Source organism: Candidatus Poriferisocius sp. (genome assembly GCF_965204015.1).
Lineage (GTDB): Bacteria > Actinomycetota > Acidimicrobiia > Acidimicrobiales > Bin134 > Poriferisocius.
Map to the genome: position 1 here is coordinate 1,587,301 of NZ_OZ241965.1, position 24,725 is coordinate 1,612,025.

Consider the following 24,725-nt stretch of genomic DNA (forward strand, 5'->3'; position numbering starts at 1 on the left):
TCGGTGCCTGAGAACACCGCGGCCAACACCAACATCGGCACCGCCTACGCGGCCAACGACCCCGACTCCGGAGACACGGTCACCTACAGCCTCGCCAGCACCCGACAGGGCCTCGTTCGCGATCACCGCCTCGGGCGCCGGCACCGGCCAGCTCAAGACCAAGGCGGCGCTGGACTTCGAGACGAAGAGCAGCTACTCGGTGAACGTGAAGGCCTCCGACCGCAACAGCGGGGTGGACACCGTGGTGGTGGCGGCGGACACCGACGCCGGCTATGGGGCGTGGCTGTGCCGCTTCGCCCAGGATCATCCCCGCTGAAGATGGCGCAAAGCCCATGACGTCGCCGTGCGCGAAGAGCGCGCGGCGAACCCCAAGCGGACGCTGAGGCTGTGGCGCACCCACAACCTCCAGCGGCCTGCGCAGCGGCGCCGCAAACGGCAGCGCCTCGGCGACGGCGCCGCGTCGAGGCTACGCGCCCAGCGGCCGAACCCCGTGTGGGCACTGCAGTCGCACCCACCACTAGAGCTTGCCCACCTTCAAGAAGTGCCGATGGCAGAGAGGCTTGTTGTATTGCGCGGCGTTGGATTTCCTTCCAGGGCGGCGTGTGCGGCTGCGAGGCGTGCGGTGGGCACCCGGTAAGAGGAGCAGCTGACGTAGCTGAAACCCGTTTGGTGGCAGAACTTGATCGACTCGGGGTCACCACCGTGTTCTCCACATATGCCGACTTCAATGTTTGGTGCTGTCTTCTGGGCATCGCGCATGGCGATGCGCATCAATCGGCCCACGCCGCTGGCGTCTATGGTGCTGAACGGGTTCTTGTCGAGGATGCCTGTGTCGAGGTAGTCAGCCAGGAACGCTGACTCGGCGTCGTCTCGGCTGATAGCGAAGGTGGTTTGGGTTAAATCGTTCGTTCCGAACGACAAGAAGTCGGCGTGCTCGACGATCTGTTCACAAGTAAGAGCTGCTCTCGGGACTTCGATCATTGTGCCAATCCTGACTGGGACGTTGGTGCCGAGGCGAGTTTCTGTTTCCGTGATGGTCGCATGGATCATGGCTCGCTGTTGCGCTAGTTCGTTGTGATGCCCGACGAGGGGGACCATGATCTCGGGTCTAGGATTACCACCGTCGCGGGCGACTTCGGCCGCGGCCTCAACAACTGCCTGTACTTGCATGTGGGTGAGGTGGGGCAGTTTCAGGCCGAGTCGCACGCCACGAAGCCCGAGCATCGGGTTCGATTCACTTAGTGTCTCCACGCGGGCAAGCAAAGTCCTCGTATTGGTCAGATCGGTGAGGTCAGTCGTTTTCTGGTTGAGATCGGCTTCTGGGAGTTGTCTCTCCAGTTCGCTGATCTGTCGGTTGAGCTCGCTGCGGCTCGGGAGGAATTCGTGCAGTGGGGGATCGAGAAGCCGGATGACGACCGGGAGTCCGTCCATAGCCTGCAGCAGGCCTATGAAGTCCTGACGTTGGATCGGGAGCAGTTCTTCGATGGCCGCTCGCTGCTCCGCTTCGCTTGTGGCCAGGATCATTCTTTGCACGATGGGCAGCCGGTCGGAGTCGAAGAACATGTGCTCGGTTCGGCAGAGACCTACGCCCTCTGCGCCGAACTTGCGGGCGCGATCCGCTTCGAGGGAGTCGTCGGCGTTTGCGCGGACCTTCAGGACTCGTCTCTGATCGGCCCAGGCAAGCAGTGTGGAGAGAGCGTCGTTGCCGACCTCTGCGGCCGTGGTCGCGAGCTTTCCTTGGTACACCGTGCCCGTGGCCCCGTCGAGAGAGAGCCACTCACCCTCGTGGATCGTGGTGCCTTCTGATGTGACCGTGCGCGCCAGAAGGTCGATTTCTATGTCGGCGCCGGTGATCGCGGGCTTTCCGAATTGACGGGCGACGAGAGCGGCGTGGCTCGTGCGGCCGCCGGTGGCGGTGAGGATCCCATCAGCGCTCAGCATGCCATGAACGTCCTCGGGCCTTGTCTCCGGGCGGACGAGAATCGTGTGATGACCTTGGCTGCTCCATTGCTGTGTCAGGTCGGGGTTGAAGACGGCGATGCCGACGGCCGCGCCTGGCGAGACGTTCAGACCACGTGCGAAGACGGGCTTCGACGCGAGATCCTGGGCAGTGAATTGTGGATGCATAAGTGTGTCGATTTGGTCTGGTGAGACTCTCAGGAGTGCTTCGTCTCGCGTGATGAGACCTTCGTTGGCGAGGTCGACTGCGATCTTGACCGCGGCCTGCGCTGTTCGCTTGCCACTCCTTGTTTGCAAGATCCATAGGCGGCCGTTCTCAATGGTGAACTCGATGTCTTGCATGTCGCGGTAGTGGTTCTCAAGGAGCCTCGCCGTGGCGAAGAGCTCGAGTGCGCACTCGGGAACTTCCGAGACGAGGTCTGCGATTGGCTTGGTCGGTCGGCTGCCCGCGACGACGTCTTCGCCCTGGGCGTTCATCAGGTAGTCGCCCTCGATGGCCGACTCTCCGGTGGTTCCGTCTCGCGACATCACGACGCCTGTTCCTGACGCCGGTCCCGCATTGCCGAATACCATCGCAACGATGTTGACGGCCGTACCTAGGTTGTGATCGATTCCGGATGCTTGGCGGTAGTCGTATGCTCGTCGGCTGTGCCAGCTGCGAAAGACCGCTTCCACTGCGTCATGTAGTTGGCTTGTTGGATCGGTTGGGAAGGGCTGGCTCGCGGATGCGTCGATGAGCGACTTGAAGGAGGTCGTGAGGGACCGGAGTACGGCTTCGTCGAGTTCGTTGTCGGTGCCCGCCTCATTACGGGCAGATGACAGCACCTTTTCGAACTCCTCGCTCGGGACACCCAGAACGACCGTGCCGAACATTTGCAGTAGGCGACGAAATGAGTCGAGCACGAACCTGGCGTCGCCTGTGTTCTCGATCATCCCGTCGACGATGTGATCGTTCATGCCCACATTGAGCACGGTGTCCATCATCCCGGGCATCGAAAATTGGGCGCCGGATCTGACCGCTACCAACAGCGGATTGCTCGGTTCCGCAAAAGTTCGGCCGGTGACGGCTGCGACTCGCGTAAGAGCGTCTTCGACTTGTTCCCACAATCCCTCTGGTATGTGCTCGCCGAGAGCTTGGTACTCGATGCATGCCTTCGTGGTGATGGTGAACCCCGGGGGGACCGGGATCCCGAGTGCCGACATGTCGGCCAAATTCGCGCCCTTCCCTCCGAGGAGAGCGCGTACCGCTTCCCAGTCGTTGCCGGCGTCCCGCTTGGCGTCGCGCATCTCATCGAACGAGTACACCCAGCGCTCAGTCATCGAACACGTCCGTCCCGCCGTCGCAGATTATTTCGGTGTCGTCGCCTAAATGCATCGCCGGCCACCGCCGAGAAGTCGGACAGGAGCGGGGGTGCCCACAGCAGAGCAGCACCGCTCGATTCCGTCGTTTGCGAGGAACGCGCCGTCGACGTCTGGCGCCAAGGGAGCAACCGAGTAGGCAACGCCGTCCTCCGTCAAGACCACTGGCTGCTCGTTTCCGGCTTCGCCTATTGGAGCCAGCTTCACAGCTGCCACCCGAGCGGGAGCCACGTCCTGGGTTGGCGCCGGTATCGACAGATCATCGTTTGCCGTCGGTGGCACCAGTGATCAGCCCAACGAGTTCCGAGCCAGATGACTTCTCCGTGGCCACGATGTCAACCAAGCGTCCGCGGCGAAGCACGGCCACCCGATCCGAGATGTCGAGAACCTGGTCGAGGCTGTGGCTCACGATGACAACGGTGATCCCTGCACGACGCAAGTCACGGACCATCTCCAAGACCTTGTCGGTCTCCTGGACGCCTAACGCCGCAGTGGGTTCGTCCATGAGAAGGACACGAGCGCCGAACGCGGTAGCTCGACCAATGGCAACGGCCTGGCGCTGGCCTCCCGAAAGACGTCGGACAAGTGCTCGTGGCGACGGGACGTTGATGGAGACTTGAGCCAGGATCTCCCCCGCTTGTTCTCGCATCGTCTTCTTGTCAAGAAATCCGAACCTGGTTGTCTCCTCCCGCCCCAGGAACATGTTGGTCGTCGTGTCCTGCGTCTCTACGAGCGCAAGGTCCTGGAAGACCGTTTCGATGCCAAGGACACGTGCCTCGGCCGGCCGGTTGAGCACCACCTGGTCTCCTTCAAAGTAGAGGCGCCCACTCGTAGGCGCATGCACTCCGGCCACAATCTTCATGAGGGTGGATTTGCCGGCCCCGTTATCTCCGACAAGGGCTAGCACTTCGCCCTCGCGCAGGTTGAACGTCACGTCGCTGAGAGCGTGCAACCCGCCAAAGGACTTGCTAATCGCGTCGAGGCGAAGGAGTTCGCTCATTGCTGGGTTGCTCGCTTCCGCAACTGATCGATCAGCACCGCGGACACGATCACAACCCCGACAACGATCGACTGGATGAATGAGGAGTAACCCTCCAGGTTCATCCAGTTCCGGATGACGCGGATGAACAGGGCACCGTAAAAGGCGCCGAGAATGCTGCCCTCCCCGCCGAACAGCGAGATTCCCCCGATAACCACGGCGGCAATCACCTCGAGTTCGAGGCCGACCATGATGCTGCCGTTCGCCGAATCAAGCCGACCGATCTGTATCAGAGCACCTAGACCGGCCAATGCACCAGCCAAAACATAGGCCGTTGTCTTCAGCCGTTGAACCGGCACACCTACGTTCTCGGCAGCGGACTCGTTTCCCCCCAGCGCATAGAGATGCGAGCCGAAGACCCGCCGATTCAACAGCACCCACAGCCCCGCATAGACCGCTGCGGTCAACACGATCGGGAACTCGAGATCGCCGACCAGCTTCCCGCGGCCAATGAACTCGATCTCACTGGCCATGCCGGTGTTGGCGATGCCGCCCGTCAAATGGTTGGCGAGCCCGCGCCAAGCCGACAGTCCACCTAGGGTGACAATGAATGCCGGCAGGCCGCCGTATGCGATCAGCATGCCTTGCGACCAGCCGGCGAGCGAGCCAACCGCGAGCGCGAACGCTATGGCGAACCAACCATTCCAGCCCCACTCCACTGTGGCGATACCAGCCAAGGTGCCAGCTAGTGCACCGATTGCAGCGACCGCGAGATCGATGCCCTTCGTGATGATCACGAGCGCAGCGCCCGCGGCCATGATGGCCACAATCGAAACCTGCGCTAGCACCGTCAGAAGGTTGCGAGAAGTCAGAAAAAACTCGTTCGTGATCGACGCGTAGGCACCAAGCAACAACGTCCCCATCACCGCCCCCGTGTACGGGGGCAGGCCGCCTAGGTGCAGCCTGCCCCCGCCACGGAGCGCCGATTCCGCTCCGAGGGGAATGAGCGGCATTCTACCTAGCCTTCGGCTGCGATGAACTCGGCGAACTCCGGCGGGTTCTCAGCGATGAAGGCATCGACGGTGTCAGCGGTCAGAATCGCGGCGCCGGTGTTCACGTTGGCGTCCACGTCCTCGCCGCAGGCCACACGAATCGCCGCGGTGATCCCATCGAAGCCGATCTGGAACAGGCTCTGAGCCACGATCAGGTCGACCTCTCCTCGCAGCAGCGCTGCAATCGAGTTCGGTGCGCCGTCGAACCCGGCGATAAACGGATCGACGCCCAACGACTCAACCACAGGCAAAGTCGCCATGGTCGCGCCGTCCCACGCATGCGCAATCGCCGCGATGTCGGGGTTCGCGTTGAGCAAATCCTGGACGCCATTTTGTGCCGCCGTCGCATCCCATTCAGTGCTGACCACCAACACGTTCACATTCGGATAGGCGGCAGCCATTCCGTCAACGAAGCCGATCTGGCGGTCGCGACCAGTCTGCTGAGCCTGAGAGCCGGCCACATAGACGACATCCCCCGACCCGCCGATCGCCTCACCGACAAGCTCGGCCTGCTGAGTTGCGGCCGCAAGGTTGTCCGTCGCCACAAGCGACGCCACGTCCCCACCCTCGATAGCGGTGTCAATAGCAACCACCGGGATCCCAGCATCATTGGCGCGCTCAACAGACGGAACAACACCAGCAGAGTCCGTCGGCGCGATCGCCAAAGCATCAACACCACGGTTAATGAGATCCTCGATGACCGGGATCTGCGTGGTGATGTCGTTCTCGTTCGCAGGCCCAACCTCAATCAGCTCGACCCCAGCACCCTCAGCACCAGCATTCACACCGGCGTTGATGATCACCCACGCCTGATTCGTCGCCGACTTCGTCGCATACCCAATCGTCAAATCCTCAGTCACACACTCAGCCGACGGCACAGCAACACCTTCGACACCTTCGGCTGCGATGAACTCGGCGAACTCCGGCGGGTTCTCAGCGATGAAGGCATCGACGGTGTCAGCGGTCAGAATCGCGGCGCCGGTGTTCACGTTGGCGTCCACGTCCTCGCCGCAGGCCACACGAATCGCCGCGGTGATCCCATCGAAGCCGATCTGGAACAGGCTCTGAGCCACGATCAGGTCGACCTCTCCTCGCAGCAGCGCTGCAATCGAGTTCGGTGCGCCGTCGAACCCGGCGATAAACGGATCGACGCCCAACGACTCAACCACAGGCAAAGTCGCCATGGTCGCGCCGTCCCACGCATGCGCAATCGCCGCGATGTCGGGGTTCGCGTTGAGCAAATCCTGGACGCCATTTTGTGCCGCCGTCGCATCCCATTCAGTGCTGACCACCAACACGTTCACATTCGGATAGGCGGCAGCCATTCCGTCAACGAAGCCGATCTGGCGGTCGCGACCAGTCTGCTGAGCCTGAGAGCCGGCCACATAGACGACATCCCCCGACCCGCCGATCGCCTCACCGACAAGCTCGGCCTGCTGAGTTGCGGCCGCAAGGTTGTCCGTCGCCACAAGCGACGCCACGTCCCCACCCTCGATAGCGGTGTCAATAGCAACCACCGGGATCCCAGCATCATTGGCGCGCTCAACAGACGGAACAACACCAGCAGAGTCCGTCGGCGCGATCGCCAAAGCATCAACACCACGGTTAATGAGATCCTCGATGACCGGGATCTGCGTGGTGATGTCGTTCTCGTTCGCAGGCCCAACCTCAATCAGCTCGACCCCAGCACCCTCAGCACCAGCATTCACACCGGCGTTGATGATCACCCACGCCTGATTCGTCGCCGACTTCGTCGCATACCCAATCGTCAAATCCTCAGTCACACACTCAGCCGACGGCACAGCAACACCTTCGGAGCCAGAAGCCTCTGAACCTTCGGAGCCAGAGGCCTCCGAATCGGTGGTGTCGTCACCACAGGCCGACGCAACAAGCGCGAACGTTGCGAGGAGCAGAGCGACCATTCGTAGCCAGCCCACTGGCGCAGCACTTCTGACTGAGCCAGTCGGACGTGCCGACCTCCGCCATCTCTGTTCCGTTCTCATTGTCAAGATCCTCCCTCTTGAGCGTCCCGCGGGCCAGGACGCTGGGCAGCGTCAAGACACGAGACCTTGAACACACATCCAGGATTATTAACCATGAGATAAGAGCTTGTCAACCAATTCATTAGATGTTTAGGCCCTAGAAGCGGAAAATATCGCCCTTGGCGGACCAATAGACCGCCATACATAGGAGTAATAGCCAGTGGGCGGGTAGTTATGGCACAGAAGGGTTCGTGCCGGCAGATCCCAGTGGGCTGACAGCGCCCTGCTAGCGCCTTCTCTGCGACAGATAGCTATTGCCGTGTCGCCAAGACCGCTGCTGTGTCTGCGATGGCGACATCGAGGGGGGTCACGGCAACCTCGCCGATAGTCTCGGCAAGCCCTTCGGCAGAGGCTGCATGAGGCAGCGGCAGAGGTGACTTACCAGCGGAGAGGCCGTCAAATCCGGTGACGTGGCAAACTTGGTCCACAAAGTCCGCGACCGGCAGTATATGGCCCCTCAGATTCAGAACCCTGGCCGCCGGATTCGGCATCCGCACCCCAGCTGCGGCCACGAACGCCCTGGCCACGTCGGGCGCGTACTGGAAGTCGAGCACTCCGCCGTAGTCGACCGCGAAACGCTCAGCCCGTACCGCGTGGGCTATCGCAACGGTCGGCTGGGAGGTCAAGCCCTGGTCGCGGCCTGGGCCATAGACGGTGTGCGGACGCAGGCCGATCGAGGCCAGTCCGCAGTCGGCGGCATACACCGCAGCGGTCAGCTCGTTGGCCACCTTGTAGGCACCGTAAAGGGTCGCGGGCTTAAGCGAGTCGTCGCGGGACAGCACCGGGCTCGGGTAGGCGTCAGCGGCCCCATACACCGCGATGCTTGAGGCATACGCCACCGTCTCGATGCCGTGGGCCACGGCTGCCTCGAAGATGTTGACCGTGCCCGTCACGTTCACCGCTGCGCCGCGGCTGGGATCGGCCCGGCAGAAGGGCACCTGCAACGCAGCCAAGTGGATCACCCGGTCGGCACCCGCCATGGCCGCATACACAGCGTCGGAGTCCGTGATATCGCCGCGCACGCGGCGGAAGCTGAGCGGCGCGCCGTCGCACACGAGCTGATGCCGCCGATCATCGGCACCCAGATCGAAGGCCACGACATCGGAGTTCTGCTCCAGAAGATGCCGCACGACCCAGGCGCCGATACACCCGTCAGCTCCGGTCACAAAAAATCTCTCTGACACCGATATCCCCTTTTGTAGATCCCAGGCGCTCACCGTAGGGCACCTCGTCGAACGCTAATCCCAAATAGGCTGGGATTGTGTTCGACCTCGATCTGGCGGTTCCGTTCGGAGCTGGTCTGGTGGCCGCGGTCAACCCGTGCGGGTTCGCCATGCTGCCGGCCTACCTGGCCTACTTCCTGGGCATCGGCAGCCAAGACCAGTCCACCGACACCGGGCGAAACGTCCTGCGGGGATTGGTGGTCGGGCTCACCCTCACCGCCGGTTTCGTGGCCTTCTTCGGCATCATCGGCGCACTCACCTCGTCGCTCATCTCCACCTCCACCATCGCCGACCGAGGACCGTGGATCACGCTGGTGATCAGCGGGCTCATGGTGGTTTTGGGCATCGCCATGCTGGCCGGTTTCGAGCCCAAGATCTCCGTGCCCCGACTGTCCAAGGGAGGCGACAGCCAAGGGCTGATCTCCATCTTCTTGTTCGGGGTGTCCTATGCGGTGGTGTCGCTGGGATGCGCCAGCCCGGTGTTCTTCGGCTCAGTCAGCGGCTCGTTCAGCACCGATGGCGTTTGGGAGGGAACCCTGAGGTTCTTGGCCTACGCCCTGGGCATGGGGCTGGTCATAACGTTCTTGACCTTGGCAGTGGCCATGGGACGCTCGGGGGTCACCGCCCACATGCGCCGCCTGCTGCCCCACATAAACAAGATCTCGGGCGGTTTCCTGGTGGTGGCCGGCGTGGTGCTCGGGTTCTACGGCTGGTGGGAGGTCCAGGTCTTGCTGCGCGACGACTTCGAGGCCAACAACCCGTTCGTGGAGGCCTCCAACCGGGTGTCGGTCCGACTGGAGAACTGGATCATCGACGTGGGCGGCAACCGCTTCGGCCTGGCCACCGCGTTCTTGGTGCTGGCCGTGCTGTTGTGGGCGTTCCGCCACCGCATCCCCCGGCCGTGGCTGGCCGCGGCTTCTCTCGTTGTGACCGTGGGCTACGCCTTGTCGGAGGCAATCCAATACCAGGGCGACCTGTTGGTGCTGCCGATCGCGCGAACCATCGCGGCGATCCCCGAGCGAGTGGGCCACTGGTTCACCGATCCCGGCCGGTGGCCGGTGCTGTGGGAGGTGCTGCTGGCCGTGATTGTGGGCCTCGTGCTGTGGCTCCGCTTCCGGCCCCGCAGCGATGCCGGCCCGCCTCTGGCCGGAAGCGGTGGCGCTTAGCTCGCCTCTCTCAGGCCGGGCCGCGATTGCTGTCGGAATAGGCGGGCTGGCCGGAGCGGGCACCCGCTGGGCACTGGTCGAAGCGCTGCCCGCCACTGACGTGTGGCCCTGGGGAGTGCTGGCCGTGAACCTGGCCGGCTGTCTGATACTCGGCTATCTGGCGGCGGCCGCCTGGTCGGCCCGAGCCGAACTGCCGTTCACCCTCGGCCTCGGTACCGGCTTCTGCGGCAGCCTCACCACGTTCTCGGCGCTGACAGTCGACGTAGCCCAAATGGCCCGCGACAGCGACTGGGGCTATGCCGCCGGCTATCTGGCCGTCTCCATAGCGGGCGGTGTGGCACTGGCCATCGTCGGGGCCGCGCTCCGCAAGACCCAAACAAGGCAAGCCCAGTGACCGCGCTTGGTTTCGCGGCCCTAGCCGTGGCCGGAACACTGCTTCGGGCCGCCACCGCGCAGCGCTTCAACTCCCCCACCTGGCCCTGGGCCACGCTCGGGGTAAACGTGCTCGGCAGCTTCGCCCTCGGCCTGCTGGCTGGCACCGGCAACCCCGTTATGACCGCAGTGGGCATCGGCGGCCTGGGATCACTCACTACCCTGTCCACCTTCGCCGTGGAACTGACCACGCTCAGCCGCCCCCGCGCTGTGGCCTACGCCGCCGTGAGCCTCATCCTCGGCCTTGCCGCCGCATTCACCGGGCTGATCATCTCCGACTAGCGGTCAGCCATCGTCGGCAATCAGCCATCGTCTGCAATCAAGAGGCGTATCCGATGCCGTATTGGAAGAACTTCGAGGTGTAGCCCACTTCGAGGCGAATGCCCGCGGCGGCCGCGGCGGCCTGCAATTCTCCTGTGTCGTAGTAGTTCTTGATGATTGTGAACTCTCGGCCATCGTTGAGGCGCCGCAGTGTCAGCTCGGGATCCTCCTCGAACCGGATTTCTTCGACCGCGAATCCGGTTGGGTCGAATCGAAGATCGACGAAGAACACACACGCTCCATCGTGAAGAGCGCTGTGGCAGGTTGCGAAGAACTCGGTGAGCCGGCTGCGGGGGACGTGGGAGATCCAAAAGCAAAACACCATGCCATCGAATCGACGAGGCGGGACCCATTCGAAGATGTCGTGTTGAACGTAGGTGACCGCGCCGGCCTTGGCGCCCAAGCGGGTCCTGTTGCAGGCAATCATCTCGGGCGCTCCGTCGACTGCCGTTAGCGAATTGGCCCGCTCGGCCAAGAGATGGGTCCAGTAACCCGTACCCGGGGCCAATTCGACGATGTCGCCGTCTAAAGGCAGAGAATCGAAGAGCCCAAGAAGCACTCCAATCTCGTTGGCCCATTGCTGGTTCTCTTCCTCGCCTCGGTCATATTTGCCCAGACGCTCCCACCACTCGTCGTACTCGCCAGCGCGAGCCCGGTAGTAGGCAAGCTGCTCTTCCAACAACTCTCTATCGCTCACGGCACACACATTGCCACGTTGCCCTGCGGGCGGCACTAAAGGATGTCGCGGCCGAGGTAGGGGCGGAGGGGGTCGGGGATGGCTACTGAGCCGTCGGGTTGGCGGTGGGTCTCTACTAGGGCGGCCCATACTCGGGGGACGGCGAGGGCGGAGCCGTTGAGGGTGTGGAGGATGCGGGTGCCTTTTCCTTCGGCGGGGCGATAGCGGAGGTTGGCCCGGCGGGCCTGGTAGTCGGAGTACCACGAGCACGACGACACCTCGAGCCACTGGTCGGTTCCGGGGGCGTACACCTCCACGTCCCAGGAGCGGTGATGCGACTGGCCCAGGTCGCCGGAGCAGATGTCCACGATGCGATAGGCCAAGCCCAACTCAGCCACGGCGGCCTCGGCCCGCTCCAGGATCTCGGCATGGACCCCCGGCGCCTGCTCGGGGGTGGCGTAGGCCAAGATCTCCACCTTGTCGAACTCGTGGACCCGCAGCAGGCCCCGGGTGTCGCGGCCCGCCGCGCCGGCCTCTCGGCGATAACAGGAGGTGTGGGCCATCATTCTCATGGGCAGGTCGGCCTCGTCGAGAATCTCGCCGGAGGCCAGCGAGGTGAGCGGTACTTCGGCGGTGGGAATGGCCCACAGGTCGTCTCGCTCCAGCCAGTAGGCGTCGTCGGCGAACTTGGGGAGCTGGCCGGTGCTCACCATCACCTGGCTGTGGACCAGGGTGGGCGGGCGGATCTCCTCGTATCGATCGGCGTTGCGGTCGAGCCCGAACTGGACCATGGCCCGGGCCAGCGAAGCCCCCGGCCCCCGGAGCATGGCGAACATCGAGCCCGACAGCTTGGCCGCCCGCTCCATGTCTAGCCAGCCGGCCTCCACCGCAAACTCCCAATGGGGCACCCTCTGGTGCTCGCCGTAGGCGTCGGGGTCGAAGTTCTCCACCCGCAGCACCGGGTTGTCGCCCTCATCTTCGCCGTCGGGCACATCGGCGGCGGGCAGGTTGGGGATGTGCAGCAGCAGGTCGTGGATCTCGGCGGCCACCGCGTCGGCCTCTTCGGCTAGGGCCTTGCCCTGCTCGCCTCGTGTGCGGCTCCGGGCCGCAGCCTCGTCGGCCTCGGCGTCGCGGCCATCGCGTTTGAGTTGTCCCACCTTCTGGGACAACTCCTTGACCTCATGGCGCATCGCATCGCGCTCGGTGGTGAGATAGCGGTGGCGCTCATCCAGGGCAGCTACCTGCTCGAGCTCGGACAGGTCGATCCCCCGACGGGCCATTGCAGCCTGCACGGCGTCGTAGTCGGTGCGCACCAGGCGCAGATCGATCATCGAGACCCGTTCGTGGAGTGAGAGCCGTTGGAGCCCGAGGTGGCCGGCACTCGGGTATCGGCGGCGATGGGCCCCGACGGGACGGTGGTGACCACCCGCATCTGGGTGTTGGCCCGCTGCTGGACCCCGGCCCAGCGGAAGAACAGCACTCCGATCCACGCCCACAGGTACATGCCGCCCACCAGCTTCATGATGAGCCCGGCGGCCTGCTGGTCGGCCCGCACCCCGATGCCCCACAGGCGCACGTCGTGGTCGTAGACGCTGTAGACCGCGCCCTGGGCAAAGGTCAAGAACGCACCGGGCACGGTGGGCACCACGGACATCAAGAACAGGTAGATCATCTTGCCGGGAGCGCCCATCCGTAGCTCGGGAATCGGGCCGCACACCGGCAGCCACATCACCATGGCCGAGCCCATCAGCAGAAGATGCACGAAGTAGTGCAGGGCACCATTTTCTACCGAGGTGTTGACCACCCAGGGGATGTGGCTGACCGCCACCATGAAGTTGAACAGAACCCCGGCCACCACCGGCCGGGCCAGCCGTCGCACCCACACCCCGACGCTGCCGTCGCCGCTGAGCATCAATCGGGCCAGCCACTCGGGCATGGCCGCCCATAGCAGCGGGGGCACCACAAAGGTGATGAGCAGGTGCTGGATCATGTGCACCGAGTACAGGTACTCCTCAGAGATGTCATGCATCGGCCAGTCGCTGGCCACCCATAACAAGACCATGGCCCCCACAAACGCCAGGAAATGGAAGCGGGAGAAAGGGGCTTCGCCCGCCGGGGCGGCCTTGGGGGCGATCACCCGAACGGCGTACCAGGCCATGGCGATCCCGGCCAGCAAAATGAACCACACTTCCGCGTGGGGCTGGTACCGCCAGATATCGGTGTCGGCCGCGAAGACCACGACGGCCAGTCCGTCTACCAGAAGCGGAAGGCGGTCAACATGACCATGTACACCGCCATGGCCAGTATCAGGCCGAACACAAATAGTCGCCAGAAGATCGGAGCATCGAACTTCAGGTGCATGAAGAAGGCCACCACCAAGAAGAACTTCAGCAGCATCATGATTATGAGCATGATGATGATGGCGTTGTCGCCCCAGCCGTGCACCGTCTCGAAGTAGGTGAACACCTCGAACGCGGTGAGCAAGGCGAGGTAGATGGCCACCTTGACATAAAGCCAGTTCGACGGATGGGCGTGACCGTCGCCCGACGCGTGCTCTTCGGCGCCGTGGGCCGTGTCGGGAGACTCTGGGGTGACGGTGGCCATAGCGGATCCTACTGCGGGAAGAGGTACACGATCGTGAAGATCACGATCCAGACGATGTCGACAAAGTGCCAGTACAGGCCGATTATCTCCACGGTCTCGGCCCGCTCAGGCCCGAGGTTGCCCCGCATCGACATGACGTACAGCGACATCAGCATGATGATGCCGATGGTCACGTGAGCGCCGTGGAAACCGGTGAGGGCGTAGAAGGCGGAGCCGAACAGGTTGGTGGTGAAGCCGAGGCCCTCGCTGTAGAACGCGGTGAACTCGTACACCTGACCGGCCACGAAGGTGGCCCCCAGCGCGGCGGTGGTGGCCAGCCAGATGCGGTTGCCCCGGATATCGCCCTTGGCGATGGCCGACACCGCGAACACCATGGTCAGCGAGCTCATCAACAGCACGAATGAACTGACCGAGGTGAACGGGATGTCGAAGACGTCGTTGGGGCCGACGTCGTCGGGGCCGATACGGCCCTTGTTGAACATGTAGGTGGAGATCAGCCCGCCGAACAGCAGGCACTCCGAGCCCAAGAACACCCACATGGCCAGCTTCTCGTTGGAGATGCCGGTGCTGGTGCTGTGCCCTCCGTCGTGGTGCTCCTCGGCGTGGGCAGCGGTCTCGGCAGTCATGGTGTCAGCCAACGGTCGCAGCCTCCTCGGTCTCCGGCGTCTCAGCCGATGCCGACGCGCCGTTGCCGCCGGGTCCTCCGTTGCTGTCGGGATCGCCATGATCGTCGCCGTCATCGCCGTGATCGTCGTGGTGGCCGGCGGCGTCGGGGTCGTCGGCCGGCTCCAGGATCCAGCCGTAGATGGCCCCCACCAACAGCACAAGCCCCGCGGCGGCCAGCCACAGGTTGTAGATGAGGCCGTAGCCCACCAGCAGGATGCCCCCGCCCAAGACAATGGGCCAGTACGACGGGGACGGCAGGTGCACGTTGGTGTTGCTGCCGTCGTGGGCCACTTCTTCGGCGGTGGCGGTTTTCACCACCCGGTGGTTCTCGTCGACGCCGTACTTGCGGTGCCAGAACTCGTCGAGGCGCTCCACCTCAACCTCCGAGTCGAAGTTGTGCTCGGGCACCGGCGAGGCGGTCATCCACTCCAGGCCCCGGGCGTCCCACGGATCGGGACCCACATCGGGGCGACCGGACTTCTGCCATTTCCGGGTGCTGGCGTAGATGTTCCACAAGAACAAGGCCACCCCAACGGCGATCACGAACGCTCCGATGGTGGCCACCATGTTCCACAGCGCGAAGCCCTCGTCGGCCCGATAGGTGGCGATGCGCCGCGACATGCCCTGCAAGCCCAAGATGTGCATGGGCCCGAAGGTGAAGTTGAAGCCGATGAGCATCACCCAGAACGCGGCCTTGCCCCACGCCTCGTTGAGCTTGTACCCGAACGCCTTGGGCCACCAGAAGTGGAAACCGCCGAACAGCCCGAGCAGCGCCCCACCGAATATCACGTAGTGGAAGTGGGCCACGATGTAATAGGTGTCGGTCTGCTGGGTGTCAGACGGCGCGATGGCGTGGGTCACCCCCGACAGCCCACCGATGGTGAACATCGACACCACGCCCACGGCGTAGAGCATGGGGGTGGTAAATCGCAGTCGGCCCCGGTACATGGTGGCCAGCCAGTTGAGGATCTTCACCCCGGTGGGCACGGCGATGAACATGGTGGACACCGAGAACGCGGCCACCGCCAGCGGACCAATGCCGGAGGTGAACATGTGGTGGGCCCACACCCCCCAGCCCATGAAGCCGATGGCGATGCCCGAGGCGACCATGAAGTGGTAGCCGAACAGGGGCTTGCGGGAGAACGTGGGGATGATCTCCGACACGATCCCGAAGGCGGGCAATATCAAGATGTACACCTCGGGATGGCCGAATATCCAGAACAAGTGCTGCCACAGCAGCGGGTCGGCCCCGGCGGCCACATTGAAGAAGTTGGCGTCCCACAGCCGGTCGAACATCAACAGGAACAAGGCCACGGTGATGACCGGAATGGCGAACAGCAGCAGGAACTGGGTGATGAGCAGCATCCAGGTGAGCACGGGCATTCGGAAGAAGCTCATGCCCTTGGTGCGCATGTTCAACACGGTGACGATCAGGTTGATGGAGCTGACCAACGACGCGACACCGGTTATCTGCAAGCCGACGGCGTAGAAGTCGATCCCCTTAGAGGGTGAGAACGGCAGCCCGCTGTTGGGGGCGTAGTTGAACCAGCCACCGTCGGGCGCATTCTGGAACCAGCCGCCGATGAAGATCGACGAAACCAGCAGCAGGCCGCCGGCCAAGAAACACCAGAAGCTGAAGGCGTTGAGACGGGGGAAGGCCACGTCTCTGGCCCCCACTTGCAACGGCAGCAGGTAGTTGGCAAAGGCCGCGGCCATGGGCATGATCACCAAAAACACCATGGTCACGCCGTGCATGGTGAACACGCCGTTGTAGGTGCCGGCGCCGATCACCGAGCCGTTGGGAGTGGCCAGCTGGAGGCGGATGAACAGGGCTTCGGCCCCGCCCACCAAGAAGAAGAACATGGCCGCCGCGCCGTACATGATGCCGATGCGCTTGTGGTCGACGGTGAACAGCCAGCTCGTCCAGCCCTCGCTGCCCTGGGGCCGGGTGAACACGCCCAGGGGGCGCTGGGCAATAACAGGGCCCGCCGGCAGCGCCAGAGTCTCCTCTGGGGCGGTGATCGTGCGGTCGGTGACGGTCATCGGCTCACAATCAGTCGAGGGTGGACAGGAAGGCAACGACATTGTCGATGTCCTCGGGACTTAGACTGGGAAAAGCGCGCATGCCCCGCTTGCCGTCGGCATCGGCGGGCTTGCGCTCGGGGGCGTTGTAGATCCAGGCCTCCAGATCGCCCCGGTTGAGGGTGCCCTGGTTGGCCAACTCCAAGTATGGGATGTGGTCGCCAGCCCCCAAATAGAGATCGAATATCGACCCGGCGAACGTGCCCCGGGTCATCAAGTGGGTCAGGTTGGGGGCGGCGCCGGCCACCAACTCCTCGGTGAGAACCGGACCGGCATCACCGCCGTTGAACTCGCCGTAGATGTCCCAGCCGTCGGGGGGCGAATCGTCAGGCCCGTCCCGGTTGGCCGCCGAGGTGAGCCCGTTGATCACGTGGCAGCTCGCGCACTGCTGTCTGAAAGTGTCCCAGCCCGCCGCCGCGGCCGTGCCCTCGGCGGGAGCGTCGGCCGCGGTCATCTGGTTGTCTCTCCACTGGGCGAATTCTGCGGGGGTGAGGGCCACGGCCACCATCTTCATGTAGCCGTGCGACAGGCCGCAGAACTCGGTGCACTGCCCCCGATAGCGGCCGGGGTTGTCGGCCTGGATCACCCAGTCGTGGCTGCGGCCGGGCACGGCGTCTCGCTTGCCGTTCAGCTTGGGGATCCAATAGGAGTGGATCACGTCGCGCGATTTGATGTCGAGGGCCACATCGACACCCGCGGGGATGACCAGCTCGTTGGCGGTCACGAAATCGGGCGGGGAGTCGGTATTGCCGTCGAGGTGGTACTGGTACTCCCACCACCACTGCTGGCCGATCACGGTGACCACCATGTCTTCTTCGGAGGCCTCCACGTCGTCGAGGGCGAACAGCGCCACCAGGGTGAACACCGAGATGACCGCCAGCAAAATGGTCGGGATGATGGTCCAGGCGATCTCAAGGCGGTCGTTGCCGTGGATCTGGTCGGGGAACTCGTCGTCTTCGTAGAAGCCGTGCTCGCCATCGCCCGATTCGGAGCCGCCCACCCGGTAGCGCCACCACAGGGCCAGCACCGCGCCCTGAACCAAGAAGAACACCACTCCGGCCACGATGAAGATGGGATTGATGAGCCGGGCGATGTCACGGCCTTGGCGCCCCACCGGCGACAGGGTGGACAGCGGATGGTCGTCGGTGACCACGATGCCCACCACGATCAGCGCGATGGTGCCGGCGATCACCAAAAGGCTCGACAGCCAAACGAGCGCTCTGAGCCGCTTGTTCATCGGACGCCGCCCCTCAAAAGCCTCGGCTCCATCGCTAGTGTTCCCCGTCCTCGGGCTCGCCGTGCTCGGACGCCGGCCCTATGTGGTGGAAGTCGCGTGAACCCATGGCCGCAGTGATCACCCCGGCCACCAGCACGCCCACGCAGATCACCGCCACCGTGCCCGCGATTACCGACCGACTGATCTTGGGAACGACGGCAAACACCACCGCAATGAAGAAGATCGCTGTGGCCACCACTCCGGCCACGATCACCGCGCTGAACTGGGAGACGGTCAACAGCACCCGGGACAGGGCCAGCACCAGCACGGCCACGCCCAGCGCCGCGGTCACCGGATACTCGATGGGGCGCATGATGCGGTTGCGGAGGTTGCGGTTGACCGTCGGGTCGGCGGTGGCCCGGTCGGCCCAGGCGGTAAGCATCCACTCGAACACCGCCGCTCCTACGATCACCAGGCCGATCACGAAGATGGTGGCGTGGGTGACCAGTCCCACGATTATCGCCCCCACCCCGAAGGCGGCCACGGCCGGCCAGTAGTTGGCCTCCAAGTCGTCCTGGGTCTCGGGAGTCTGGCCGTCGTCCATCAGCTCGCCCACCGACTCGGCGTCGGCGTCGCGGAAGGCCACCAAGAACACCCCCACCAGAGCGGACAGCAACGCGAAGCCCATCAGCACCACATAGCCCACGTGGTCGCCGATGCCGCCCTTGTAGCCCAGGCTGAGCACGCCCACCCAGGTCTCCACGTTGAGCACCGCGAAGTACTCGGTTTCCCCTGCGCTGCCGCTGGCCACGCCGTAGACGGCGGCCGCGGCCACCGCGGCGAAAAAGAAGCCGAAGAACAAGCGGAAGCCAGGAGTGAACATCGCAGGCCTACTTCAGCACGAAGATCGCCGTCCAGATGACGACATAGACGAATACAACGGCGTACCAGAAGATGGACGCGGCCACGAACCCGTCGGTCTGGCGGCTGCTGTACTGGCCGGCCAGCGCCCGAAAGGCCATGAGGAGCAAGAACACCAGGCCGATGGCGATCATGGCCAGGTGCGACCCCGAGATGGTGTAGATCAACGCGGCGGCGATCGACTCGTCGGCCACCAATCCCATCTGGGTGTACTGGAACGAGGTGGTGATGATCACCGAGAAGCCGAACAGCGTGGTCAGGGTGGTGGCCAAGATGGCGTGGGTGCGGTCGTCGCGGGCGATGGAGTACACCGCCCACTGCATGGTGACCACCGACATGAGCATGGTCCACGCCGCCACCGTGGGCTGGGCCAGTTGAATGTCGGCGCCGGACGGAATCCAACTTCCGCCATCGGCCAGGGCGTCGGAACGCTCCCGGAGGTACACCGCCAGCAAGGCGGCGAAGTACATGAGGGCGGCCGCGGTGCCGAACACCGTGCCCACCAGCAAGGTGCGCTGACGGGCCAGCGGTGCGGCCAGCGGCGTGCCCACGGGGATATCGGCCATCAGCTCTCACCCCCTTGGTCGGCTTCCGCCTCGGCGGGCATGGCGAGGCTGCGGGCCACGTTCAGCGCCACCAGCGCCAAACCGCCCAGCACGGCGATGAAGCCGATCAGCCCGATCACGTTGAGGGCCTCCACGAAGCCCAATGCGTCGATATCGGCAATGCCCGAGATTTCGTAGGGCCGGGCCGGCTGGTCGAAGAAGCCGGCCAGCGCATCGGTGGCACCCACCAGAATGGCCCCCCCGGCCAGCGGCAGCACCGACAAGAAGCCCAGCGGGGCATTGAGGGATCGTCCGAAAAGTCGCGGTGCCCAGTGGTAGAGGCCGCCCACCGCGGCCAGCAGCCCGCCCAGCACCGCGAAGTTCATCATCCCGGTGACCAGGCTGGAGCCCTCCAAGTCGTCCATGGCATCGAAGAATCCCCGCCAGATGTCGCCATCGGCCTCCCGCAGCACCCCTAGGGCGGGCTCAGCCACACGAAGCACCCCGGCGACCACCGCCGCGGTCAAAAGAGCTCCGGACACCACGACCAAAGCGAACTGCGGGCTGATCTGCGGGCGCTGCCCCGCCGCGAAGGCGTTGAACGCCAGCCAGCCGCCGTAAGCCAGCACCACTAGCGCGATGGCCAACCCAAATGCCGTGAACAACACCTCGTTGGTCACGATGTGGGCGTCGGGGGCGGTCGGGTCGGCGCTGTCAAAGAAACTCTGGACCCAGGCCCCGAAGGAGAAGAACCCGAAGACGCCCACGATGAAGGCCATGGGCTCGAACATTTGGGGGCGGCTGCGGTGGGCGGAGGTGAACACCTCGGCCACGATGCCGAGCATGGGGATCGTCCAGGCGTAGACCTGGGGGGCGTCGAACGCCCAGGCAACCTGCTCGAACGGCGCACTTCCCCCGCCGAAAGCCAGGGCGTCGGCCCCCCGCATGTCCACCCAGGAGATAACCAGGTTGCCCAGCAACACCGGTAGAGAGAACAGCCACACTCCGGTGGCTACCAGCATCGACCAGCTGAAGGCGGGCACCTGGAGCAGGTCCATCCCCGCCGGGCGCTGGGTGACGATGGTGGTGAAGATCACGCCAGCACCGGCCAACAAGCCCAGCCCGATCATGCCCAGCGACAAAACGGTGAGCTCCACCGACTGCTCGCGGGCCGCCCCGGCTTGGATTGAGCCCAGGCCGCCGTAGGAGAAGGTGGCCACGATGTGGGTGATGGCGCCTATGAGCCAGGTCCAGAAGGCGGCCGCCGCCGCCCGGGGAAAGGCCACCGAGGAGGCGCCGAGCTGACGGGGAATTACCGCGGTGGCCAGCCCCAAAAACAGGGGCACCAGCCCGCAGAGGATCAGCGTGGTCCGATAGAGGCCGAAGACCTGGAAGAGCTCATTGGCCTGGCCGAAAACGCCGAAGCCCCCGTTGATGTCGGCCTGCTCAATGCCGATCAGCATTCCGAGGGCAAGAGCCAAGCCCGACAGGAGCAGGGCGAACACGATATAGAGGCGCCCGATGACCCCGTGATTGCCGGTGCTGAGGATGCCAGCCAAACCGGTGGGCGGGGTCCATTGGTCGGGCGACGACTGGGCCGTCGGCCCGGAGTCGTCGCCTACCGCGACCGCGTCTGGTTCTGGCCTCGTCTCAGTGAGGGTCATTGTGCTCCACGAAGGCGGGTGTGCGTCGGAACTTTACACATCGCCCTGGCCCTTTCTCGCATCAGACAACACTGCCTAATGGACGCCTGTGGACAGCGGAAATCGGCATTAAACACCGGTGCGAACCACCTGATCCACGGCCATGGCGGCGAACAACAGGGTGATGTAGGTGATGGAGTAGGAGAACATCCGCATGGCCGAGGCGGCCTCCTGGGTTCGCAGCACCTGCACGGCATAGAACATGAACACTGCGCCCAACACCACGGCGCTCACCAAGTACACCAGCCCCATCTCGCCCACCGCGCTGAACAGCACCGACAGCCCCCACAGCACCACGGTGTAGCCGATCATCCGCACCGCGGTGGTGCGGGTGCTGGCCACCGCGGGAAGCATGGGCACGTTGGCCGCCTGGTAGTCGTCGCGATAGCGGATGGCCAGGGCCCAGAAGTGAGGCGGCGTCCAGTAGAAGATAACGCCGAACAGCACCAGCGGCGCCCAGCCCAAGCTATTGGTCACCGCCGACCAGCCCACCAGTACCGGCACCGCCCCGGCGGCACCGCCGATGATGATGTTTCGGGTAGAGGTGCGCTTGAGCCACAGCGTGTATACGAACACATAGAACGCGGTGGCCGACACCGCCAACACCGCGCTGAGCAGGTTCACGAACCCCCACAGCCACGCAAAGGCCAGCGCTTCCAAAACCAGGGCGAACACCAGTGCCCGGGCCGGGGCGATCTCTCCGGTCACCAAGGGGCGGTTCTTGGTGCGCTCCATCAGCCGGTCGATATCGCGGTCGACGTACATGTTGATGGCGTTGGCCCCACCGGCGGCCAGCGTGCCGCCGATAACGGTGGCCGCCATCAGCCACACCGAGGGGATGCCCCGGTCGGCGACCACCATGGTGGGCACGGTGGTCACCAGCAGCAGCTCGATGATGCGGGGCTTCGTGAGGGAAACATAGGCCCGCGCCGTGCGCGTCCGTTGGCGAGGGGACAAGCGGGCAACAGCCATGACCAGCCCAGAGTACGGTTTCGGTGCTGGCCAGGCCAAGGTTTCGGAGCGGGGTCAACGGGCTTCGAAACCGCCTGCTTGGGATGACCGTCTGTCACAGGCGACCCGTACAATTCAGGCGTGATCCAACCCCGGGTTTCCCCCGCTGCCTATCGCAAGATCACCATTGGGGCGCTGGCCCTTTTGGCGTTGATCATTGTGAGCGGGGGCGCGGTCCGGCTCACCGGCTCCGGGCTGGGCTGCTCCGACTGGCCAGCGTGCGAGAACGACCAGTTGGTGGCCCCGCTGGAGACCCACGCCATGATCGAGTTCATCAACCGGCTCATCACCGGTCTGGTGTCGGCCATCGTGATCGCGGCGGTGCTGGGCTCCCACTGGCGGGTGCCGCGGCGGGCCGATCTGGTATGGCTGTCGTGGGGTTTGGTGGCCGGGGTGCTGGCCCAGATCGTGCTGGGCGGCCTCGTCGTGCTGTATGAGCTGCCCCCGGCTCTGGTGATCGGCCACTTCCTGCTGTCGATGGTGCTGCTGTGGAATGCGGTGGTGCTGCTGTGGCGGGCCTCCGACGACTACGAGCATCAAGACGAGCCGAGGGCCCGCCCCCATTGGGTGGGGAACGCGGTGGTGGCGCTCACCTCGGTGGTGATCGTGACCGGCACCATCGTCACCGGCGCGGGACCTCACGGAGGCGACGAGGACGCTGAGCGCATCGATGTGGCCGTGAGGGACGTGGCTCAAATCCACGGATCGGTGGTGGTGGCTCTCTTGGTGGTATTGGCCGGGCTGGTGTGGTGGCTGTGGCATCGTCGCGCCCCCGATCGAATCCAGGGATGGGGGCGGACTGTTCTCGGAGTGGCCTTGGCCCAGGGGCTCATCGGTTATGTGCAGTACTTCACCGGGGTGCCGGTTCTGCTGGTGGGCGCCCATATCGCCGGCGCCACCCTACTGTGGATTGTCACCGTGTTCTTCTGGCTCAACGTGAGAGGCCCGCTCGTGGGGGCCAAAGCCGACGTCGCCCAGGCGGTGTCGGCATGACTCCCCCCGCCCCCGTGGAAGTGGCTCCCGCCGAGGTGAGACAGCCCGACGACGACATCGACGTCCGGCCCGACCGGCCGTGGAAGGTGATCGTGTGGAACGATCCCATCAACTTGATGTCGTATGTGACCTTCGTGTTCCAGAAGCTGTTCGGCTACAGCAAGGAGAAGGCCACCCAGTTGATGTTGGACGTGCATTACAAGGGCCGGGCCGTGGTGTCGGACGGTCCCAAGGAGAAGGCGGAGATGGATGTCTTCCGGCTCCACGAGCACGGCCTCTGGGCCACCATGGAGCACGACGACTGATGGGCCACTCATTCGAGCCTGCACTGAGGGAGAGGATCTGATGGCTCCTCGGCAGCCGGTTATGCCCAACGAGGACGGGACATATCGCCTGGACCTTCGGGACGAGGAGCGAGCGTTGATCGCCGCCATCGTCCCTGATCTGCGGTCGTTGCTGGCCGACGATCCCAACGACGAGATGCTGACCCGGCTGTTCCCCACCGCCCGCCCCGACGACCCCGAGGCCGAGGCCGAGTATCGGGATATGGTGCGAGACGATCTGGTGTCCAAACGTTTGGCCCGCTTGGACATGGTGGCCGAGTTGGCCGAAGCCACCGTGCTCAATCAGGAGCAGTTGGCCGCCTGGACGGGGGCGGTCAACGACATCCGGTTGGTGCTAGGCACCCGACTGGAAGTGACCGAGGACGACGAGTACGACGACGACCCCGAAAGCGACGACCCCGAAGCGGTGGCCCGGTCGGCCTATTGGTACCTGGGCTGGCTACTGGAGCACCTGGTAGAGGCGTCGGCCTCCGAGCTGTAGAGGCTTACTCATCGACAGCCCGGGCCGCCGGTTCGCCCTGGCCGGCTCGGGCGATCTCCGAGAGGGAGGCCATGGCGTTCGTGAGGCCGCTGGTGTCGAGGGGCAAGAAGATCTTGGTGGCATTGCCGTCGGCCACGCTCTTCAGCGCTTCCAGGTAGCGGATCGCAATGAGATCGGGAGTGGGGTCGCCGGTGTGGATGGCGCCATACACCAATTCGATGGCGGTGGCCTCGCCTTGGGCCACGGTCTCGAACTGATAGCGCTCGGCGTCGGCCACCCGCATGAGGGCCTCGGCCTCGCCCTCAGCCTCGAGAATCTGGCTCTGCTTGAGACCTTCGGAACGCAAAATGGCTGAGCGCTTGTCGCCCTCGGCCTCGGTGACGATGGCTCGGCGGTCCCGCTCGGCCTTCATCTGGCGGTGCATGGCCTCGGTGACATCGGGCGGCGGTTCGATGCGCTGGATCTCTACTCGCACCACCCGGGTTCCCCACTTGTCGGTGGCGTCGTCGAGAATCTGGCGCAGCTTGCTGTTGATCAGCTCTCGGGAGGTCAGGGCAGAGTCGAGATCGAGGTCGCCGACCACGTTCCTCAGGTTGGTCTGGGCCAGCTTGGTGACCGCCAACTGGAAGTTGCCCACGTTGTACTTCAGCTTCACCGGGTCGGTGGCCTCGAAGAAGATCACCGCGTCCACCGTGACCACCACGTTGTCTTTGGTGATCACCTCTTGGGGCGGCACATCAATGACCCGCTCTCGCATATCGACCTTGCTCATGCGCTGCACAAACGGGAGGATCCACCGCAAGCCCGAGTCCACCGTGCGCTGATAGCGGCCCAGAATCTCGATGAGGCCCCGCTCATAGGGGCGGATGATGCGGATTCCCAGCGCGGCGATCAGGATCAGCGCGGCGGCAATGACCACGAATAGGACAACAATGGCTTCCATGGCGGTT

The 24,725-nt window shown here is 64.4% G+C and carries 23 protein-coding genes; 6 read left to right on the forward strand and 17 right to left on the reverse strand.

Going from position 1 to position 24,725, the window contains the following annotated elements:
- Window positions 1-534 precede the first annotated feature (534 nt).
- The 5 genes from ppdK to ACOGJC_RS07015 all read right to left on the reverse strand — a co-directional run bounded on the left by ppdK (window position 535) and on the right by ACOGJC_RS07015 (window position 8,557).
- Entirely contained in the window at window positions 535-3,279 is a 2,745-nt protein-coding gene (gene ppdK / locus ACOGJC_RS06995) for a pyruvate, phosphate dikinase (RefSeq protein ID WP_419847789.1), read from the reverse strand.
- 298 nt (window positions 3,280-3,577) lie between these two features.
- Entirely contained in the window at window positions 3,578-4,318 is a 741-nt protein-coding gene (locus tag ACOGJC_RS07000; RefSeq protein ID WP_419847767.1) for an ATP-binding cassette domain-containing protein, read from the reverse strand.
- Window positions 4,315-5,220: an ABC transporter permease gene (locus ACOGJC_RS07005; protein WP_419847768.1), complete on the reverse strand. Its 906-nt coding sequence runs from the start codon at window positions 5,218-5,220 to the stop codon at window positions 4,315-4,317. The genes ACOGJC_RS07000 and ACOGJC_RS07005 overlap by 4 nt, the downstream gene beginning before the upstream one ends.
- 95 nt (window positions 5,221-5,315) lie before the next feature.
- On the reverse strand, window positions 5,316-7,133 hold the full coding sequence (locus tag ACOGJC_RS07010; RefSeq protein ID WP_419847769.1) for a sugar ABC transporter substrate-binding protein: 1,818 nt from the start codon (window positions 7,131-7,133) through the stop codon (window positions 5,316-5,318).
- Window positions 7,134-7,642: 509 nt separating this feature from the next.
- Window positions 7,643-8,557: an NAD-dependent epimerase/dehydratase family protein gene (locus tag ACOGJC_RS07015; protein WP_419847790.1), complete on the reverse strand. Its 915-nt coding sequence runs from the start codon at window positions 8,555-8,557 to the stop codon at window positions 7,643-7,645.
- Between the two features lie 95 nt (window positions 8,558-8,652).
- On the opposite strand from ACOGJC_RS07015, the gene ACOGJC_RS07020 reads away from it, so the two are divergent.
- Genes ACOGJC_RS07020 through ACOGJC_RS07030 form a run of 3 tightly spaced genes read left to right on the forward strand, consistent with a single transcriptional unit; the run spans window position 8,653 to window position 10,494 of the window.
- Complete coding sequence (locus tag ACOGJC_RS07020) at window positions 8,653-9,780, forward strand: cytochrome c biogenesis CcdA family protein (RefSeq protein ID WP_419847791.1); 1,128 nt, start codon at window positions 8,653-8,655, stop codon at window positions 9,778-9,780.
- The gene (locus tag ACOGJC_RS07025; protein ID WP_419847792.1) at window positions 9,743-10,174 is read left to right on the forward strand and encodes a fluoride efflux transporter FluC; all 432 of its coding nucleotides are present in this window, start codon (window positions 9,743-9,745) and stop codon (window positions 10,172-10,174) included. Before ACOGJC_RS07020 ends, ACOGJC_RS07025 begins: the two co-directional genes overlap by 38 nt.
- Window positions 10,171-10,494, forward strand: a complete 324-nt coding sequence (locus ACOGJC_RS07030; protein WP_419847793.1) for a fluoride efflux transporter FluC — start codon at window positions 10,171-10,173, stop codon at window positions 10,492-10,494. The genes ACOGJC_RS07025 and ACOGJC_RS07030 overlap by 4 nt, the downstream gene beginning before the upstream one ends.
- Before the next feature lie 37 nt (window positions 10,495-10,531).
- Here the strand turns inward: ACOGJC_RS07030 and ACOGJC_RS07035 are convergent, their stop codons facing one another.
- From ACOGJC_RS07035 to ACOGJC_RS07085, 11 genes are all read right to left on the reverse strand, one after another.
- Window positions 10,532-11,230 carry a class I SAM-dependent methyltransferase gene (locus ACOGJC_RS07035; RefSeq protein WP_419847794.1) on the reverse strand — a complete coding sequence of 233 codons (699 nt, stop codon included), beginning with the start codon at window positions 11,228-11,230 and terminating at the stop codon, window positions 10,532-10,534.
- Between the two features lie 35 nt (window positions 11,231-11,265).
- Window positions 11,266-12,540 carry a serine--tRNA ligase gene (gene serS / locus ACOGJC_RS07040; RefSeq protein WP_419847795.1) on the reverse strand — a complete coding sequence of 425 codons (1,275 nt, stop codon included), beginning with the start codon at window positions 12,538-12,540 and terminating at the stop codon, window positions 11,266-11,268.
- Window positions 12,537-13,448: a cytochrome c oxidase assembly protein gene (locus tag ACOGJC_RS07045; protein ID WP_419847796.1), complete on the reverse strand. Its 912-nt coding sequence runs from the start codon at window positions 13,446-13,448 to the stop codon at window positions 12,537-12,539. Before ACOGJC_RS07045 ends, serS begins: the two co-directional genes overlap by 4 nt.
- A gap of 14 nt (window positions 13,449-13,462) precedes the next feature.
- Window positions 13,463-13,813 carry a cytochrome C oxidase subunit IV family protein gene (locus ACOGJC_RS07050; protein WP_419847797.1) on the reverse strand — a complete coding sequence of 117 codons (351 nt, stop codon included), beginning with the start codon at window positions 13,811-13,813 and terminating at the stop codon, window positions 13,463-13,465.
- Window positions 13,814-13,821: 8 nt separating this feature from the next.
- Window positions 13,822-14,439 carry a cytochrome c oxidase subunit 3 gene (locus ACOGJC_RS07055; protein WP_419847798.1) on the reverse strand — a complete coding sequence of 206 codons (618 nt, stop codon included), beginning with the start codon at window positions 14,437-14,439 and terminating at the stop codon, window positions 13,822-13,824.
- A 4-nt stretch (window positions 14,440-14,443) separates the two neighbouring features.
- A complete protein-coding gene (gene ctaD, locus ACOGJC_RS07060; RefSeq protein ID WP_419847799.1) occupies window positions 14,444-16,522 on the reverse strand; it encodes a cytochrome c oxidase subunit I in 2,079 nt (692 codons plus the stop codon).
- A 10-nt stretch (window positions 16,523-16,532) separates the two neighbouring features.
- Window positions 16,533-17,798 (reverse strand): cytochrome c oxidase subunit II, encoded by a 1,266-nt coding sequence (coxB, locus tag ACOGJC_RS07065; protein WP_419847800.1) that lies wholly within the window; start codon window positions 17,796-17,798, stop codon window positions 16,533-16,535.
- Window positions 17,799-17,832: 34 nt separating this feature from the next.
- Entirely contained in the window at window positions 17,833-18,660 is an 828-nt protein-coding gene (locus tag ACOGJC_RS07070; protein WP_419847801.1) for a hypothetical protein, read from the reverse strand.
- A gap of 7 nt (window positions 18,661-18,667) precedes the next feature.
- Entirely contained in the window at window positions 18,668-19,264 is a 597-nt protein-coding gene (locus ACOGJC_RS07075; protein ID WP_419847802.1) for a cytochrome c oxidase subunit 3, read from the reverse strand.
- Window positions 19,264-20,907, reverse strand: a complete 1,644-nt coding sequence (locus tag ACOGJC_RS07080) for a cbb3-type cytochrome c oxidase subunit I (protein WP_419847803.1) — start codon at window positions 20,905-20,907, stop codon at window positions 19,264-19,266. Before ACOGJC_RS07080 ends, ACOGJC_RS07075 begins: the two co-directional genes overlap by 1 nt.
- Window positions 20,908-21,015: 108 nt before the next feature.
- Window positions 21,016-21,918 carry a heme o synthase gene (locus tag ACOGJC_RS07085; RefSeq protein ID WP_419847804.1) on the reverse strand — a complete coding sequence of 301 codons (903 nt, stop codon included), beginning with the start codon at window positions 21,916-21,918 and terminating at the stop codon, window positions 21,016-21,018.
- Between the two features lie 120 nt (window positions 21,919-22,038).
- Between ACOGJC_RS07085 and ACOGJC_RS07090 the strand changes: the two genes are divergently transcribed.
- Genes ACOGJC_RS07090 through ACOGJC_RS07100 form a run of 3 tightly spaced genes read left to right on the forward strand, consistent with a single transcriptional unit; the run spans window position 22,039 to window position 23,775 of the window.
- Window positions 22,039-22,950: a COX15/CtaA family protein gene (locus ACOGJC_RS07090; protein ID WP_419847805.1), complete on the forward strand. Its 912-nt coding sequence runs from the start codon at window positions 22,039-22,041 to the stop codon at window positions 22,948-22,950.
- The gene (clpS, locus tag ACOGJC_RS07095; RefSeq protein ID WP_419847806.1) at window positions 22,947-23,255 is read left to right on the forward strand and encodes an ATP-dependent Clp protease adapter ClpS; all 309 of its coding nucleotides are present in this window, start codon (window positions 22,947-22,949) and stop codon (window positions 23,253-23,255) included. Before ACOGJC_RS07090 ends, clpS begins: the two co-directional genes overlap by 4 nt.
- 40 nt (window positions 23,256-23,295) lie before the next feature.
- Window positions 23,296-23,775, forward strand: coding sequence for a DUF2017 family protein (locus ACOGJC_RS07100; RefSeq protein WP_419847807.1), 480 nt, complete (start codon window positions 23,296-23,298; stop codon window positions 23,773-23,775).
- A 4-nt stretch (window positions 23,776-23,779) separates the two neighbouring features.
- Here ACOGJC_RS07100 and ACOGJC_RS07105 read toward each other — a convergent pair whose 3' ends face one another.
- The gene (locus ACOGJC_RS07105; protein ID WP_419847808.1) at window positions 23,780-24,718 is read right to left on the reverse strand and encodes an SPFH domain-containing protein; all 939 of its coding nucleotides are present in this window, start codon (window positions 24,716-24,718) and stop codon (window positions 23,780-23,782) included.
- Between the last annotated feature and the right edge of the window lie 7 nt (window positions 24,719-24,725).

Coding starts and splice junctions, on each gene's coding strand:
- ACOGJC_RS07055 (WP_419847798.1), bottom strand. CDS start 14,439: ATGACTGCCGAGACCGCTGCCCACGCCGAGGAGCACCACGACGGAGGG.
- ACOGJC_RS07050 (WP_419847797.1), bottom strand. CDS start 13,813: ATGGCCACCGTCACCCCAGAGTCTCCCGACACGGCCCACGGCGCCGAA.
- coxB (WP_419847800.1), bottom strand. CDS start 17,798: ATGAACAAGCGGCTCAGAGCGCTCGTTTGGCTGTCGAGCCTTTTGGTG.
- serS (WP_419847795.1), bottom strand. CDS start 12,540: ATGATCGATCTGCGCCTGGTGCGCACCGACTACGACGCCGTGCAGGCT.
- ACOGJC_RS07075 (WP_419847802.1), bottom strand. CDS start 19,264: ATGGCCGATATCCCCGTGGGCACGCCGCTGGCCGCACCGCTGGCCCGT.
- ctaD (WP_419847799.1), bottom strand. CDS start 16,522: ATGACCGTCACCGACCGCACGATCACCGCCCCAGAGGAGACTCTGGCG.
- ppdK (WP_419847789.1), bottom strand. CDS start 3,279: ATGACTGAGCGCTGGGTGTACTCGTTCGATGAGATGCGCGACGCCAAG.
- ACOGJC_RS07105 (WP_419847808.1), bottom strand. CDS start 24,718: ATGGAAGCCATTGTTGTCCTATTCGTGGTCATTGCCGCCGCGCTGATC.
- ACOGJC_RS07100 (WP_419847807.1), top strand. CDS start 23,296: ATGGCTCCTCGGCAGCCGGTTATGCCCAACGAGGACGGGACATATCGC.
- ACOGJC_RS07000 (WP_419847767.1), bottom strand. CDS start 4,318: ATGAGCGAACTCCTTCGCCTCGACGCGATTAGCAAGTCCTTTGGCGGG.
- clpS (WP_419847806.1), top strand. CDS start 22,947: ATGACTCCCCCCGCCCCCGTGGAAGTGGCTCCCGCCGAGGTGAGACAG.
- ACOGJC_RS07085 (WP_419847804.1), bottom strand. CDS start 21,918: ATGGCTGTTGCCCGCTTGTCCCCTCGCCAACGGACGCGCACGGCGCGG.
- ACOGJC_RS07080 (WP_419847803.1), bottom strand. CDS start 20,907: ATGACCCTCACTGAGACGAGGCCAGAACCAGACGCGGTCGCGGTAGGC.
- ACOGJC_RS07025 (WP_419847792.1), top strand. CDS start 9,743: ATGCCGGCCCGCCTCTGGCCGGAAGCGGTGGCGCTTAGCTCGCCTCTC.
- ACOGJC_RS07070 (WP_419847801.1), bottom strand. CDS start 18,660: ATGTTCACTCCTGGCTTCCGCTTGTTCTTCGGCTTCTTTTTCGCCGCG.
- ACOGJC_RS07005 (WP_419847768.1), bottom strand. CDS start 5,220: ATGGGGACGTTGTTGCTTGGTGCCTACGCGTCGATCACGAACGAGTTT.